Below are 14,334 nucleotides of genomic sequence, written 5' to 3' on the forward strand. Positions count from 1 at the left end.
CCTTCCTCTCTGATGCCGCGCGCGGCCGCACCCTCCAGGCCCCTCCCCTCGCCCCTCCCCTCCTGCCCCGGGAGGCGCCCATGAGCCCCGCGCAGCTCAACGGGGCCCGTTCCGGGCGGCGGCGGATCATCGTCATCGGCGCGCTGGTCATAGCCGCGATCATCGGCTTACTGCTCATCAAGGATTCCCTGTTCGCGCCCGAGCCGGTGAAGATGATGACGGCCCGTGTCACCCGCGGCACGGTCGAGGAAACCGTGCTCGCCACCGGCACCCTGAAGCCGGCGAAGCTGGTGGCGGTGGGCGCGCAGGTTTCCGGCCGCATCACAGCCATCAAGGTGACGCTGGGCGAAACCATCCGCCAGGGTGACCTGGTGGCCGAAATCGACTCGGTCACCCAGCAGAACGCCCTGCGCACGGCGGAAGCCTCCCTGGCCGCCGTGCACGCCCAGAAGGCCGAAAAGGAGGCGAGCCTCGTGCTTGCCCAGCAGACCCTGGCGCGCCAGAAGAAGCTGGTGGCGCAGACCGCCGTTTCCCAGGCCGATTTCGAGAGCGCCGAGGCGGAGGTGGCCACCACCCGGGCCCAGATCGCGGCGCTTGAGGCCCAGATTGCAGAGGCCGAGGTGGCGGTGGACAATGCCCGCGTCAATCTGGGCTACACCCGCATCACCGCCCCCATGGACGGCACCGTGCTCTACATCGTCAGCCAGGAAGGCCAGACGGTGAACGCCGCCCAGACCGCGCCCACCATCATCATCCTGGGCGACCTCCAGACCATGATGGTGCGCGCCGAGATTTCCGAGGCCGACGTGGTGAATGTGAAGGCCGGGCAGAAGCTTTATTTCAACATTATCGGCGAGCCCGACCGGCGCTATGAGGCGACGCTCGAATTCATCGAGCCGGCGCCGGAATCCATCACCAGCGACAGCGCGGTTTCGACATCCTCCACATCCAGCACCAGCAAGTCCTCATCATCATCCAGCTCGTCATCCACCGCCATCTACTATAACGGCATCTTCTACGTGCCGAACCCGGAGGGGCGGCTGCGCACCTACATGACGGCGGAGGTGCACATCATCCTTGGCCGTGCAGCCGACGTTCTTACCGTCCCGTCCATCGCCCTCGGCCCGCGCCAGCGCGATGGCAGCCACACGGTGCAGGTGCTGGAAGCCGACGGCCAGGTGACCAGCCGCGCCGTCGAGGTGGGGCTGAACAACAAGACCCGGGCAGAGATCAAGAGCGGCCTCAAGGAGGGCGAGACCGTGGTCACCGGCCAGCTCTCCGGCACCGGCGCCCCCAATGCCACGCGGCGGATGCCCCCGCCCCCCATGGGCCTGTGACGGGGGGTGCGCGCATGGGCACACCGCTGATCGAACTCAACAAGCTGCGGCGGGAATATCCCGCCGGCGAGGGCGTGCTCACCGTCCTCAAGGACATCGACCTCACCATCGAGGAAGGGGAGATGGTGGCCATTGTCGGCGCCTCCGGGTCCGGCAAGTCCACCCTCATGAACATCCTGGGCTGCCTCTCGCGCGCCACCTCCGGCAGCTACCGCATCGCCGGGCGCGAGACCGCGGACCTTGATCCCGACGAGCTGGCGGCCCTGCGGCGCGAGCATTTCGGGTTCATCTTCCAGCGCTATCACCTGCTGGGCGAACTGACGGCGCTGGGCAATGTGGAGATCCCCGCCATCTATGCCGGCTGGGCGCCCGGGGCGCGGCGCGCGCGGGCGCTGGAGCTGCTGGGCCGCCTGGGCATGGGCGAGCGTACCGGCCACCGGCCCGGCCAGCTTTCCGGCGGCCAGCAGCAGCGCGTGTCCATCGCCCGCGCACTCATGAACGGCGCCAAGCTGATCCTGGCGGACGAGCCCACCGGCGCCCTCGACAAGGCCTCCGGCGAGGAGGTGCTGCGCATCCTCGACGAGTTGCACGCCGAGGGGAAGACCATCGTCATCGTCACCCACGACATGAACGTGGCGGAGCGGGCGGAGCGCATCATCGAGTTTTCCGACGGCGCCATCATCTCCGACCGGCGCACCGGCAAGCGGACCCAGCCCGCCGCCGCCCCGCCCGACCCCACCGAGGGCGCGGCCTTGGACGCCGCCGCCACCCGCTCCTGGCAGGCGCTGGCGATGCGCTTCCAGGAGGCGTTCCGCATGGCCCTGCTGGCCATGAACGCGCACCGCCTGCGCACATTTCTCACCATGCTGGGCATCATCATCGGCATCGCCTCGGTGGTGTGCGTGGTGGCGCTGGGCGAAGGATCGCGGCGCAAGGTTCTGGCCAATATTTCCTCGCTGGGCACGAATACGCTGGAGATTTTCCCCGGCAAAACCTTCGGCGACGTCAGATCCGGCAAGATCACGACATTGGTGGTGGGCGACGCCCGCGCGCTTGCTGAGCAGCCCTATGTGGCGGCGGTGACACCCACCGTCTCCACGTCAAAGACGGTGCGGTTCGGCCCTACGGAAGCAACCGCCCTGGTGAACGGCGTCGGCGCCCAGTATTTCGAGGCGCGCGGAACCAAGCTGGCCCAGGGCCGCTTCTTCGACGCCGCCGCCGTGCGCAGCTACGCGCAGGATGCGGTGATCGACGAGAACACGCGCAAGACCCTGTTTGCCGATTATTCCGGCGATCCCATCGGCGAGGTGATTTTGGTAGGGGACGTGCCCTGCCGCGTCATTGGCATCACCGAGCAGCAGCAGGGCGGCTTCGGCTCCAGCCAGAACCTGTCCATCTATTTGCCCTACACCACGGTGCAGGCCCGCATTCTCGGCACCACGGCGCTGCGCTCCATCACCGTGCGGGTGAATGACGATACCGACACCGCCTTGGCCGAAACGGCGGTGACCGATTTCCTCACCAAACGCCATGGCAAGCAGGATTTCTTCATCCTCAACACCGACGACATCCGCAAGACCATCACTTCCACCACAGAGACGCTGACCCTGCTCATCGCCGCCATCGCCCTCATCTCGCTGCTGGTGGGCGGCATTGGGGTGATGAACATCATGCTGGTGTCCGTGTCCGAGCGGGTGGCCGAGATCGGCGTGCGCATGGCGGTGGGCGCGCGGCAATCCGACATTCTCCAGCAATTCCTCATCGAAGCGGTGCTGGTCTGCCTCATCGGCGGCGTCGCGGGCATCGGGTTGGCGCTGGGCTTCGGCGTGCTGTTCGCCTATGCGGGCTCGAACTTCACGCTGGTCTATTCGCCGGCATCCATCGTGGTGGCGTTCGTGTCGTCGAGCCTCATCGGCGGCATTTTCGGCTTCCTGCCCGCCCGCAGTGCCTCCATGCTCGACCCGGTGGAAGCCCTGTCGCGGGATTGAGTGGCAGTCGGCGCCCTTCGCCCGCCGCCGGCGTTACAGCGGGGGCGGGAGGTGGCACTCCGGGAAAAGCGGGCCTCGCAGCGACCGTGACATCACGGGCGTACAGCCCGGGCACACTTTTTCCGAGCACAACCCATGGTCACACAGCAGGCACCATGGTAATCTTCCTCTCGGTCAGCACGAGCCGGCCGCCGCCCTGCGTCGACATGAGGTCGCCGCCTCTTCCCGGGCCTGCGCGCACATGAGGTGCCCGCGGCTCCCGCCTCGCAGGAGGGGCACATGGTCACCGGCGTCAGCAACAATTCCGCCAACATTCTCACCCTGTTCCAGACCGGCAAGGAAGCCGGCACCGCGAACAATGAGGAAACCCTCGCCAAGATCCAGGAGCTGGCCAAGGAAGCCGAGCAGATGAAGGCCGGCACCAGCCCCGCCCAGACCCAGGGCGCAAGCGTGGCGACCAATGCGTGGATCGCGGCGAGTGCCCCACCGGCGTTGAGCAGCGCGGAGGTCGAAAAGATACACTCGGCAGCTCAACGTGCGATCGAGATGTACGAGAATCCTCAACCGTCTGATCAAACCGTCCGAGGCCTCACCCAGAGCCTCGCCGACGCAAAATTCTCGCTCACAATTACCGATCTCAACACGCTGGTCGGAGAGATCTCGAAATACAACGCAGCTGTCCACCATTTAAATGGCTTCAAGCAAGCGGTAAATGTTTATGTCGATTGGTTTGATCGACTTAATAGCAATGCGACGTCTTCGCATATGGGTGGCGCAATCGATGACCTGAGGGACGCAACAGGAGCCATCATAAAAAATCTGCAATCCGACCTTTTTCTGACAAGGGGACGAGTCAACACATCTCCGAGCGCAATTGACAATGGGATCGAATACCTTAATTCACACTTTATTGTCGACGGCGCGATCGCGACGAGGGGCGAAGATGGACTGTATCGCCTGGGCACCTTTACATTAAGTTATTCAAGTGACTATATGTTATATAAATCTGACGGATCCGGGACACTATTCGCAAACACAACGACCGTACGTGGCCATGATGTATGGACTGAAATATATTCGGGTGACGAGTGGATCTGGGATCGCAGCTAGATAGCATACGAGCTGATTGATCACTCAGGCGCCGCCCATTCATGATGGGCGGCGCCTGCCTTTTCAGTAAACTTGGCTCGTTTCTGTAAACACGAAATCTGAATTTGTGAGCGATAAGGATGCTCCGTTCAAGATTTTAAATTCCAGAGATCCCATATTTACAACAAGCGTGGACGGCACCTCGCCATCTAGATGGGTGATCATACTTGAGGGGTCATACAATCCAGTCATGTGGATATAAATAAGGTCCTCACCCTGCGTGAAGTCCTCTATCGTGTCCGTGCCCTCATTCGGGAAAAAGTGGAACTCGTCACTGCCCGCCCCGCCGATGAGGGCATCATCGCCCCCAAACCCATAGAGCTGGTCGTTCCCGGCGCCACCATCCAGCCAATCCGCATTGGCACGGCCGCGCAGGGCGTCATTTCCACCGAGCCCTTCTACTGTCATGATAATTGGCGTCCCATTGACGTCATTCTTATGTGAAAGCCCCGATCTCAGCAGGTTATCACCATTATTACCTTTGACACCAATGATATCGACCAACTCAATGTTGTCCAAATTCAAGCCGTTACCCACGAGATAAGCGCGCTTAACGGGGTCCGTGTTCTCGATCCTTTCAATTCCAGACAGAGAGGCGATGTTGACATCATACTGACTGTAAGTTGAATTGGCGCGAATGCTGAGCGTGTCGAAATCTGCGCCACCGTCGTAGAACACGGCGTGATAGCTCACGGTCGCAATCGGCGTGCGCATGGCTGTGGGCGCGCGGCAATCCGACATTCTCCAGCAATTCCTCATCGAAGCGGTGCTGGTCTGCCTCATCGGCGGCGTCGCGGGCATCGGCCTGGCGCTGGGTTTCGGCGTGCTGTTCGCCTATGCGGGCTCGAACTTCACGCTGGTCTATTCGCCGGCATCCATCGTGGTGGCGTTCGTGTCGTCGAGCCTCATCGGCGGCATTTTCGGCTTCCTGCCCGCCCGCAGTGCCTCCATGCTCGACCCGGTGGAAGCCCTGTCGCGGGATTGAGTGGCAGTCGGCGCCCTTCGCCCGCCGCCGGCGTTACAGCGGGGGCGGGAGGTGGCACTCCGGGAAAAGCGGGCCTCGCAGCGACCGTGACATCACGGGCGTACAGCCCGGGCACACTTTTTCCGAGCACAACCCATGGTCACACAGCAGGCACCATGGTAATCTTCCTCTCGGTCAGCAAGAGCCGGCCGCCGCCCTGCGTCGACATGAGGTCGCCGCCTCTTCCCGGGCCTGCGCGCACATGAGGTGCCCGCGGCTCCCGCCTCGCAGGAGGGGCACATGGTCACCGGCGTCAGCAACAATTCCGCCAACATTCTCACCCTGTTCCAGACCGGCAAGGAAGCCGGCACCGCGAACAATGAGGAAACCCTCGCCAAGATCCAGGAGCTGGCCAAGGAAGCCGAGCAGATGAAGGCCGGCACCAGCCCCGCCCAGACCCAGGGCGCAAGCGTGGCGACCAATGCGTGGATCGACGCGACGGAAACGGCGCAACAGCCCACGTCGACGACTACGGAGACGCCGTCATCCACTGAAGGGTCCAAGCCGAAAGTGTACGCGATCCAGGACCCAAGGGAACTTGCTGAGGCAATTAAGCAATATAACGGGGCTCTCCTCGGTATAGATGCTGCGCGGGCTAAGCTAGAAGAAAATAAGGCGCTTCTCGCAGCAGCCACCGATGGACATGACATCGATCGCCTCACGAGTGTCGTTGAATTAAATCTTTACATCGTATCCAGGGCGGAAAACCTCCTTACGGATTCTCCAACTCGTATTGAGCGCGCTGCGGACGAAATGTATGAAAAATGGAATGTTGGTGGCAGCATCCTCACAAAGAATGATGACGGCACGTATGGGATGGGACAATTTGATATAAACTTAAAGGATAATGGAATTCGCACCTATTACTCTGATGACAACGGCGCGATTTGGGAAAACAAAAGGCACTCTGTAAGCGAGTCTGACTCTTGGGGCCAGATTGCCCAAAGTGATAAAGATGGGACTCGAGTCATTCGGACATCCCCGAATAGCTGAGACCAAAATTCGTAAACGCAGTTTCGGCCTTATCGGCTACTCCACAAATTTAAGGAAAGAAATTTAGGCACTCCAACCATTTTCCGCACCCACCGTAAGGTGGGTGCGGAAGTTGTGGTACTCAGTAGACCGGGGTTGCCTCTGTAAGGACGACGTCAGAACTCGTAAGCGTCATGGAAGCCCCATTTTCAATTTTCAGCCTTACAGATCCGATATTCACTATTAAATCGTTGGCGTCGACTTCTGTCGTCATCGTGGAGATGTTGTACAATCCCGTCATGTGGATATAAATAAGGTCCTCACCCTGCGTGAAGTCCTTTATCGTGTCCGTGCCCTCATTCGGGAAAAAGTGGAACTCGTCACTGCCCGCCCCGCCGATGAGGGTATCATCCCCTCCAAACCCATAGAGCTGGTCGTTCCCGGCGCCACCATCCAGCCAATCCGCATTGGCACGGCCGCGCAGGGCGTCATTTCCGCCGAGCCCCTCTACCGTCATGATAATTGGCGTCCCATTGACGTCATTCTTATGTGAAAGCCCAGATCTCAGCAGGTTATCACCATTATTACCTTTAACACCGATGATATCGACCAACTCAATGTTGTCCAAATTCAAGCCGTTACCCACGAGATACGCGCGCTTAACGGGGTCCGTGTTCTCGATCCTTTCAACTCCAGATAGAGAAGCGATGTTGACATCGTACTGACTGTAAATTGAGTTCGGGCGAATGCTGAGCGTGTCGAAATCCGCGCCACCGTCGTAGAACACGGCGTGATAGCTCACGGTCGCAACCAGAATGTCGTTCCCACCATCTCCATAAAGATGGTCTGCCCCCATATAGCCATAGATTTCATCGTTATCGGCGCCGCCATAGATATATTCGGCGTCGTTGGAGCCGATAATGAAATCGTTTCCGGCATCGCCATAGATGGATCGAGATCCACTCGATGTCGCGCCGCTGAGCCGGATCGTATCGTCGCCGGCACCCCCGTGGATGCTCACGTTCTGCGCCATGGGCACGTAAATGGAGTCATTTCCCGCACCACCATCGATGATGACGCTGGAGATGGACAAATTGGAAATCGTGATCGTGTCGTTCCCGCCGTATCCATAAACGCTCCAGGTGGCGGCCCACGTGGACACGTTCAGCTCATCGTTTCCCTCGGTTCCGGACTTCGTCGCCATGGCCTGCATCTCCTCGCAGAATGGGTGCCTACGGGAGAATGTTACCACAAATTGCACATTTGGTTGTTACACGACGATATCACAACCCACATTATCCGCCATGCCGCGGCGCGCGCTCAGCCGCTCCGGTGCCAGCGCGCCCGGGCTCTCGGCCCAATATGGCGCGCTTGCGGGTGAGGCTCCAGTGATAGCCGGTGAGGTCGCCGCTTTTGCCCCGCACGCGATGGCAGGGCACCACGAAGGAAATGGGGTTCTTGCCCACCGCCTCGCTAAAGCCCTTATCGCCGGCCCTTGCGCATGCCGCGCACCAGACGACGCAGCGGATTGCGCATCCGCCGCTCTTCCCGCAATTGCTGATCCTTCTCGGCCATCTGCTGCAGCAGGGTGCGCATCTCACGCTTGAGAGCCACGTTCTGCTCACGCAGCACGGCCATATTGGTCTCGACCGCATCCTCGACCCGAACCTTCGACGGGTCCGCCGTCCGGGCGAAGGCTTCGCGGGCGGCCTGCTGATCAATGCCCGGCAAGAGGGGCTTCAGCGTTTCATAAAGGTAGTCGCCATCCTGCGCGAACCGCGGAAAATGCAGAAAGGTGAAAGGAATGCCCGCGCGGCTGAGGCGCTCCACCAGATGGTAGAAACCAACGGCCAGGACGCGCTCGACATCCTTTTCGTCCAGCGAATAGATCATGCCGCCCGGCACGGTGCCCCAGACATCCCACGGCTCTTTCAGCTCGGCGAGCCAAGGCGCCCTTTCCAGCATCGCCTGCTGTTCCACGACCGCGCGGCTGCGGGCCGCCTGGCTGAGATCGCGAATGGGGATGATGACCCCGTCGGTCTCAAACCGCCCGCTCTCTATGAGCTCGTCGATGACGAGATAGAGCCAGGGATTCTTGATGACATAAGGGGTGGTCTCATCGTCCAGCAGATGCAGCGGCACCTCAAGCCCGGCATTGGCATTTTCATCCACGGGCGAGTCGGGGTTGCGCGTCAGCGTGGTATCGAGCCCCAACGCCGTGAGATAATGCACGAGGAAAGTCGTGCCGGCCCGCCCGGTCCCCGCGATATGCAAGTGACGTCCCAAAGCACTACCCCTCGATAAATTCACGGCCACGGCCAGAGATGGACCCGCGCACCCTATCGCGGAGGCCCATTTTTTGATTGCGGGAGTCATTAGACCCCGGATGCGCCCGTTCTCTAGCCGCAGCGCGAGCTGCGGTCCAGAGCGCGCGCGGATCTCTTGCTCTTTTGGAAACGGACAAGGCTCGTATGCGCACAGAGGTGAAAGAAGCGGCGGGATCGCCCCTTCGGCGCGCCCCCGCTCTGTTCCCTCGCCCCGCGTGGCTTTCGTCATCGACATCCGTGTGGTCGCGTCAAGGCCGCGCCATGTCAGCGCGCCCGGCCTCCCAGCCCAATATGGCGCGCTTGCGGGTGAGGCCCCAGTGATAGCCGGTGAGGTCGCCGCTCTTGCCCAGCACGCGGTGGCAGGGCACCACGAAGGAAATGGGGTTTTTGCCCACCGCTGCGCCCACCGCCCGGGCCGCCTTTGGCCGCCCCACATGCGAGGCGATGTTGGAATAGGTGGTGGCCCGCCCCATGGGAATGTGCAGCAGCGTCTCCCACACCCGGATCTCGAAATCCGTGCCGATGAAGATGATGCGCAGGGGCTGGTCCTCGCGCCAGGCGCCGGGATCGAAAATGTGGGCCACCATGGGCGCGGTGGCGGCGGGGTCCTCCACATAGGTGGCGTTGGGCCAGCGGGCGCACATGTCGGCGAGCGCGGCCGCCTCCTCGCCCGCATCGGCGAAGGCAAGGCCGCACAGCCCCCGCGCGGTGGACATGGCCAGGGCCCGCCCGAACGGCGAGGGATGAAAGCCATAGCGAATGACGAGCCCCGCCCCGCCCGCCTTCCACTCCCCCGGCGACATGGCCTCGTGCACCACGAACAGATCGTGCAGCCGCCCCGGCCCCGACAGGCCCAGTTCCAGGGCGGCGTCGAGCACATTGGCGCTCTCCGCGACGATGCGCCGGGCGCGATCCAGCGTCAGGGCCTGAAGGAAGGCCTTGGGGGTCAAGCCGCACCAGCGGCGAAACAGATCCGTGAGCGCACGGGAGGAGACGCCCGCGGCAGCCGCCATCTCCTCCACCTCCGGCTGGCACCGCACATGTTGGGAGATATAGGCCACGGCGCGGTGCACCACCTCATAGTCGCGGGCGGCGATCTCAAGGGGCGTGGCGGGGCTCGCGGTCATCGATCCCAGAAGGCCGGACGGCAGCGGGCAGGCGGCGGCTTCAAGCACCGAAGTGTCTCCATTTCATCGAGCGTCGCCCATTTCAGCAGGCTCGCCAAGCGGCGGCCACCCGATTTCGCCGCGCCGAACGGGCCCCTCAGCTCGCCACCTTGTCCGCCAGGGCGCCGAAACGCTCGGAGAAAACCAGATCCTCCAGCGCCAGCCGCTTGCGCCAGCCGGCTCGCTCCAGATCCGGCGTGGTCTCGAAATGGTCCACATAGCCCACGCACAACAGCGCGATGGGAATGATGGGCTCGGGAATGCCGAGAATGTCGCGCAGGTCCTGAAGCGACAGGATGGACACCCAGCCCATGCCGAGATTTTCCGCCCGCGCCGCCAGCCAGATATTCTGCACCGCGCAGACGGTGGAATAGATGTCCATGTCGCTCTGGTGCGTGCGCCCGAGCACCACCGGCCCGGCGCGGTCGCGCTCGCAGGTGACGCACAGCAGCAGCGGCGCCTCCAGCAGCCCTTCCAGCTTCAGTGTGCGATAGAGCGCCGCCCGCTCCGGCTCAAACATGGCGGCGGCTTCCGCATTGGCGCGGGTGAACGCCGCATGCAGCCCCGATTTCGTCGCCTGGTCACGGATGACGATGAAGTTCCAGGGCTGCAGAAAGCCCACCGATGGCGCCGCGTGGCCCGCCGCCAGCACCCGGCCCAGCACCTCGTCCGGCACCGGATCGGGCAGGAAATTGCGGCGCACGTCGCGCCGCTGCGTGATGCAGCGATAGATGGCGGCCCGCTCGTCGCGGGTGAAGCTGTCGTCCGGCGTCATGCCGCATCCTCCCGGCTGGGATTTTCGTCCATTCGGCGGCAATTCGCCGCACCGGTCAAGCCGGCAATCCGCGCCTCACCCATTGTTGCCCAGGGCCGGCAGCGGGCCCAGCAGGCACCCGAGCGCCTCGCGCCACAACCCGATGCGCCGCCGCCTCTCCTCCTCCCCCATGCGGGGCTCGAACCGCCGTTCCCGCCGCCAGCTGCCGGCGAACACATCGGGCGGGGGAAAGAAGCCGCATACGAGGCCGGCCAGATAGGCCGCGCCAAGCACTGTCGCCTCGCGCAGGACCGGGCGATCCACCGGCGCGCCGATGATGTCCGCCAGCCTCTGCATGGTGAAGTCGGACGCCGCCATGCCGCCATCCACGCGCAATACCGTCTCCCGCCCGCCGGGGCCGCTCCAGTCCGCATGCATGGCCTGCAAAAGGTCCAGGGTCTGGAAGCACACGCTCTCCAGCGCCGCGCGCGCAAGCTCGGCGGCACCGGTGGCGCGGGTGAGGCCGAACAGGGCGCCGCGCACCTCCGGCCGCCAATAGGGCGCGCCGAGGCCGACGAAGGCGGGCACCAGGATCACGTCCTGCGCGTCATCCGCCCGAGCGGCCAGGGGCCCGCTCTCGGCCGCCTCGCCGATCAGCTTCAGCCCGTCGCGCAGCCATTGCACCGCCGCGCCGGCGACGAAAATGGCTCCTTCCAGCGCATAGGTACGCCGCCCGTCGAGCTGATAGGCAATGGTGGTCAGCAGCCGGTGGCGCGAGGTCACCGGCACCTCGCCGGTATTGAGCAGCGCGAAGCAGCCGGTGCCATAAGTGGATTTCATCATGCCCGGCGCGAAGCAGGCCTGGCCCACCATGGCCGCCTGCTGGTCGCCCGCCACCCCGCGAATGGGAATGGGCGCTCCGAACAATGCGGGGTCCGTGAGCCCGAAATCCGCGGCACTGTCCCTCACCTCCGGCAGCATGGCCGCGGGCACCCGGAACAGGGCCAACATGTCCGCATCCCAGGCCCCCTTGCGGATGTCGAACAGCAGCGTGCGCGAGACGTTGGTGGCATCGGTGGCATGCACCCGCCCGCCGGTGAGGCGGAACAGCAGGAAGCTGTCCACGGTGCCGAAGGCGAGCTCGCCCCGCTCTGCCCGCGCCCGGGCGCCGGGCACCGCATCGAGGATGTGGGCGATCTTGGTGGCGGAGAAATAAGGGTCGATCACCAGGCCCGTGGTGGCGCTCACCCTGGGCTCGTGCCCGGCGGCCACCAGGCGGGCGCATTCGCCGGCCGTGCGACGGTCCTGCCACACGATGGCGCGGTGGATGACGCGGCCCGTGTCGCGCTCCCACACCAGCGTGGTTTCCCGCTGGTTGGTGATGCCGATGGCCGCCACGTCGGCCGCGCCCGCCCCCGCCGCCCGCAGCGCCGCGCGGGCGCAGGACAGGGTGGTGGACCAGATGTCCTCCGCCTCCTGCTCCACCAGCCCCGGCGCCGGGAAATGCTGGGGCAGCTCCTGGCGCGTCTCGGCCGCCACGGACGTATCGGGCCGCACCAGGAGCGCGCGCGAGGAGGTGGTGCCCTGGTCGAGGGCGAGAACGTAGCGGGTCATCCAGCCTCCCCTGCGGGTTTTCGAGCGGATTGGTCACCGGTTCGCGTCAAGAAAACGCGATAAGACAATATCTTAGCGCGCGTTTCGTGAGCCGGCGCGAACGCAAAACGCTCCATGGAGTTTTCGCGCGAAGCGGGGACCGGCTCGCGTGAGGAAAACGCGTCGACTCGGCGGGCCGGAGCCCGTCCCGATTCCGCGAAATGGGCACCGCCACGGGCGCGTTCATTTGCGGCGCGCCACCCTGAAGGCCATGTAGGTGGCGAGCATGGCCGCCGCCTCAACATCGAGCCTCAGCCCGATCTTGGTGCGCCGCCACAGCACGTCGTCGGCGCTGTGGGCCCATTCAGTGTCCATCAGAAAGTCCACCTCGCGCTGGTAGAGGCCGCCACCGAACCCATCGCCCAGATCGTCCATGCTCCGCACGCCATCCAGCAACTGCCGGGTCCGCGTGCCATGGGTCCGCGCCAGCCGGCGCAGCAAAGCGGGATCCAGGGCGGGAAAGTCCCGCCGCAGCTCGTCCACCAGCGTCTCGAAACCCTGGCGCGGAAAATCGCCGCCGGGCAAATTGGTGCCGGCGGTCCAAGGGCCGGTGATCCCGGCGCCACCCGCCATGGACAGATGCGGGGCAAGCTTTTCGAGGGCCGCCTCCGCCAGCCGGCGATAGGTGGTGATCTTGCCGCCATAGACGGTGAGCAGCGGGGCGGCGCCCTCCTGCGCATCGAGGGCGAGCACGTAATCACGCGTGGCGTCCTGGGCCTTGCTGGCGCCGTCGTCATAGAGCGGGCGCACGCCCGAATAGGTCCACACCACATCCGCCGGCAGAACCGGCGTCGCGAAATAGCTGCTGGCGGCGGCGCACAGATAGGCGACCTCGTCCGCCGTCGCCGCCACGTCCTCGGGACGGCCGTGATAATCCTGGTCGGTGGTGCCGATGAGGGTGAAGTCCCCCTCGTACGGAATGGCGAACACGATGCGCCTGTCCGCATTCTGGAAGATGTAGCAGTGGTCATGGCGGAACAGCCGCCGCACCACGATGTGGCTGCCCTGCACCAGCCGCACCTTCGCCCCGGCCACCCCCACGCTCTCGCGCACCGCGCCCGCCCAGGGGCCGGCTGCGTCCACCAGCGCCCGCGCCCGGATCTCGCGCGGCTGCCCGCCCTGGAGGATGGAGACCACCCATTCCGCGCCGTCCCGCCGCGCGCCCGTCACCGGCGTGCGCGGAAGGATGCAGGCGCCGCGGGCGGCAGCATCCAGGGCATTGAGCACCACCAGGCGGGCATCATCCACCCAGCAGTCCGAATATTCGAAACCATGCCGGAAGCCGGGCTTCAGCGGCGTGCCCACGGGATCACGCCTCAGGTTCACCGCGCGGGTAGCGGGCAGCCGCTGCCGGCCGCCGAGATGGTCGTACACCCACAGGCCCAGGCGCAGCATCCAGGCCGGGCGCAGCCCGGGCAGATGGGGCAGCACGAAGCGCAGCGGCCAGATGATGTGCGGGGCCATGCCCCACAGCACCTCGCGCTCCTCCAGCGCCTCGCGCACCAGCCGGAACTCGCCGTGCTCCAGATAGCGCAGGCCGCCATGGATGAGCTTGGTGGAGGCGGAAGAGGTGCCGCTGGCAAGGTCGCGCTGCTCCAGCAGCACCACCGAGAGCCCGCGCCCGGCGGCATCGCGGGCGATTCCGCAACCATTGACGCCGCCACCGACGATGGCGAGGTCGAAGATCCGGGCCTCGTCATGGATCTGCGGCGCTGCGACCATCCCAACTGCTCCCACCCGGCTGCGCGGCCCAGAATCGGCGCGGGTCAGACCATGGCGGCTCGCCGGGCCACGTCAACCTCAATCTCCGCCGTGGGCACCCGCGGCGCCGGCCGCAGCCGGCAATGGAATGAGGACGCCTTGCGCAAGCGCGGCCGGCAGGCCAGCATGGCGGCAACGAGAAGCCCGCGCGAAGCGGGCTCCGGGAGAGGAAACGGTCCGTTGCGGACCCATGCCGAGGAGCC

Annotated in this window: 11 protein-coding genes and 2 pseudogenes; 5 read left to right on the forward strand and 8 right to left on the reverse strand. The window is 64.5% G+C overall.

What is annotated here, in order from left to right; genetic code table 11:
* The first annotated feature begins 80 nt into the window (after positions 1–80).
* From L0966_RS07015 to L0966_RS07025, 3 genes are all read left to right on the forward strand, one after another.
* Positions 81–1,337 (forward strand): efflux RND transporter periplasmic adaptor subunit, encoded by a 1,257-nt coding sequence (locus L0966_RS07015; RefSeq protein WP_234051139.1) that lies wholly within the window; start codon positions 81–83, stop codon positions 1,335–1,337.
* Positions 1,338–1,351: 14 nt separating this feature from the next.
* Positions 1,352–3,325 carry a MacB family efflux pump subunit gene (locus tag L0966_RS07020; protein ID WP_234051140.1) on the forward strand — a complete coding sequence of 658 codons (1,974 nt, stop codon included), beginning with the start codon at positions 1,352–1,354 and terminating at the stop codon, positions 3,323–3,325.
* Between the two features lie 279 nt (positions 3,326–3,604).
* Positions 3,605–4,435: a hypothetical protein gene (locus L0966_RS07025; RefSeq protein WP_234051141.1), complete on the forward strand. Its 831-nt coding sequence runs from the start codon at positions 3,605–3,607 to the stop codon at positions 4,433–4,435.
* 63 nt (positions 4,436–4,498) lie between these two features.
* Here L0966_RS07025 and L0966_RS22455 read toward each other — a convergent pair whose 3' ends face one another.
* On the reverse strand, positions 4,499–5,167 hold the full coding sequence (locus L0966_RS22455) for a hypothetical protein (RefSeq protein ID WP_234051142.1): 669 nt from the start codon (positions 5,165–5,167) through the stop codon (positions 4,499–4,501).
* Between the two features lie 7 nt (positions 5,168–5,174).
* On the opposite strand from L0966_RS22455, the pseudogene L0966_RS07035 reads away from it, so the two are divergent.
* A pseudogene (locus tag L0966_RS07035) lies at positions 5,175–5,459 on the forward strand (FtsX-like permease family protein); the annotation flags it as partial.
* Positions 5,460–5,738: 279 nt separating this feature from the next.
* On the forward strand, positions 5,739–6,491 hold the full coding sequence (locus L0966_RS07040) for a hypothetical protein (RefSeq protein ID WP_234051143.1): 753 nt from the start codon (positions 5,739–5,741) through the stop codon (positions 6,489–6,491).
* A gap of 121 nt (positions 6,492–6,612) precedes the next feature.
* Here L0966_RS07040 and L0966_RS07045 read toward each other — a convergent pair whose 3' ends face one another.
* The 7 genes and pseudogenes from L0966_RS07045 to glpD form a co-directional block, all read right to left on the reverse strand.
* Positions 6,613–7,674, reverse strand: a complete 1,062-nt coding sequence (locus L0966_RS07045) for a hypothetical protein (RefSeq protein WP_234051144.1) — start codon at positions 7,672–7,674, stop codon at positions 6,613–6,615.
* A 91-nt stretch (positions 7,675–7,765) separates the two neighbouring features.
* Positions 7,766–7,939, reverse strand: a pseudogene (locus L0966_RS07050) (MGMT family protein); the annotation flags it as partial.
* Positions 7,940–7,952: 13 nt separating this feature from the next.
* Positions 7,953–9,026: a cell division protein ZapB gene (locus tag L0966_RS07055; RefSeq protein ID WP_234051145.1), complete on the reverse strand. Its 1,074-nt coding sequence runs from the start codon at positions 9,024–9,026 to the stop codon at positions 7,953–7,955.
* Positions 9,027–9,045: 19 nt separating this feature from the next.
* Positions 9,046–9,924, reverse strand: coding sequence for a bifunctional helix-turn-helix domain-containing protein/methylated-DNA--[protein]-cysteine S-methyltransferase (locus L0966_RS07060; protein ID WP_234051319.1), 879 nt, complete (start codon positions 9,922–9,924; stop codon positions 9,046–9,048).
* A 136-nt stretch (positions 9,925–10,060) separates the two neighbouring features.
* The gene (gene bluB, locus L0966_RS07065) at positions 10,061–10,738 is read right to left on the reverse strand and encodes a 5,6-dimethylbenzimidazole synthase (RefSeq protein WP_234051146.1); all 678 of its coding nucleotides are present in this window, start codon (positions 10,736–10,738) and stop codon (positions 10,061–10,063) included.
* A gap of 75 nt (positions 10,739–10,813) precedes the next feature.
* Complete coding sequence (gene glpK / locus L0966_RS07070; RefSeq protein WP_234051147.1) at positions 10,814–12,331, reverse strand: glycerol kinase GlpK; 1,518 nt, start codon at positions 12,329–12,331, stop codon at positions 10,814–10,816.
* Positions 12,332–12,553: 222 nt separating this feature from the next.
* Complete coding sequence (gene glpD / locus L0966_RS07075) at positions 12,554–14,092, reverse strand: glycerol-3-phosphate dehydrogenase (protein WP_234051148.1); 1,539 nt, start codon at positions 14,090–14,092, stop codon at positions 12,554–12,556.
* Positions 14,093–14,334 lie beyond the last annotated feature (242 nt).

It is taken from the genome of Xanthobacter sp. NM-59 (assembly GCF_021401125.1).
GTDB lineage: Bacteria > Pseudomonadota > Alphaproteobacteria > Rhizobiales > Xanthobacteraceae > Xanthobacter.

Coding starts and splice junctions, on each gene's coding strand:
- glpD (WP_234051148.1), bottom strand. CDS start 14,092: ATGGTCGCAGCGCCGCAGATCCATGACGAGGCCCGGATCTTCGACCTC.
- L0966_RS07025 (WP_234051141.1), top strand. CDS start 3,605: ATGGTCACCGGCGTCAGCAACAATTCCGCCAACATTCTCACCCTGTTC.
- bluB (WP_234051146.1), bottom strand. CDS start 10,738: ATGACGCCGGACGACAGCTTCACCCGCGACGAGCGGGCCGCCATCTAT.
- glpK (WP_234051147.1), bottom strand. CDS start 12,331: ATGACCCGCTACGTTCTCGCCCTCGACCAGGGCACCACCTCCTCGCGC.
- L0966_RS07040 (WP_234051143.1), top strand. CDS start 5,739: ATGGTCACCGGCGTCAGCAACAATTCCGCCAACATTCTCACCCTGTTC.
- L0966_RS07055 (WP_234051145.1), bottom strand. CDS start 9,026: ATGACGAAAGCCACGCGGGGCGAGGGAACAGAGCGGGGGCGCGCCGAA.
- L0966_RS07020 (WP_234051140.1), top strand. CDS start 1,352: ATGGGCACACCGCTGATCGAACTCAACAAGCTGCGGCGGGAATATCCC.
- L0966_RS07045 (WP_234051144.1), bottom strand. CDS start 7,674: ATGGCGACGAAGTCCGGAACCGAGGGAAACGATGAGCTGAACGTGTCC.
- L0966_RS07015 (WP_234051139.1), top strand. CDS start 81: ATGAGCCCCGCGCAGCTCAACGGGGCCCGTTCCGGGCGGCGGCGGATC.
- L0966_RS07060 (WP_234051319.1), bottom strand. CDS start 9,924: ATGACCGCGAGCCCCGCCACGCCCCTTGAGATCGCCGCCCGCGACTAT.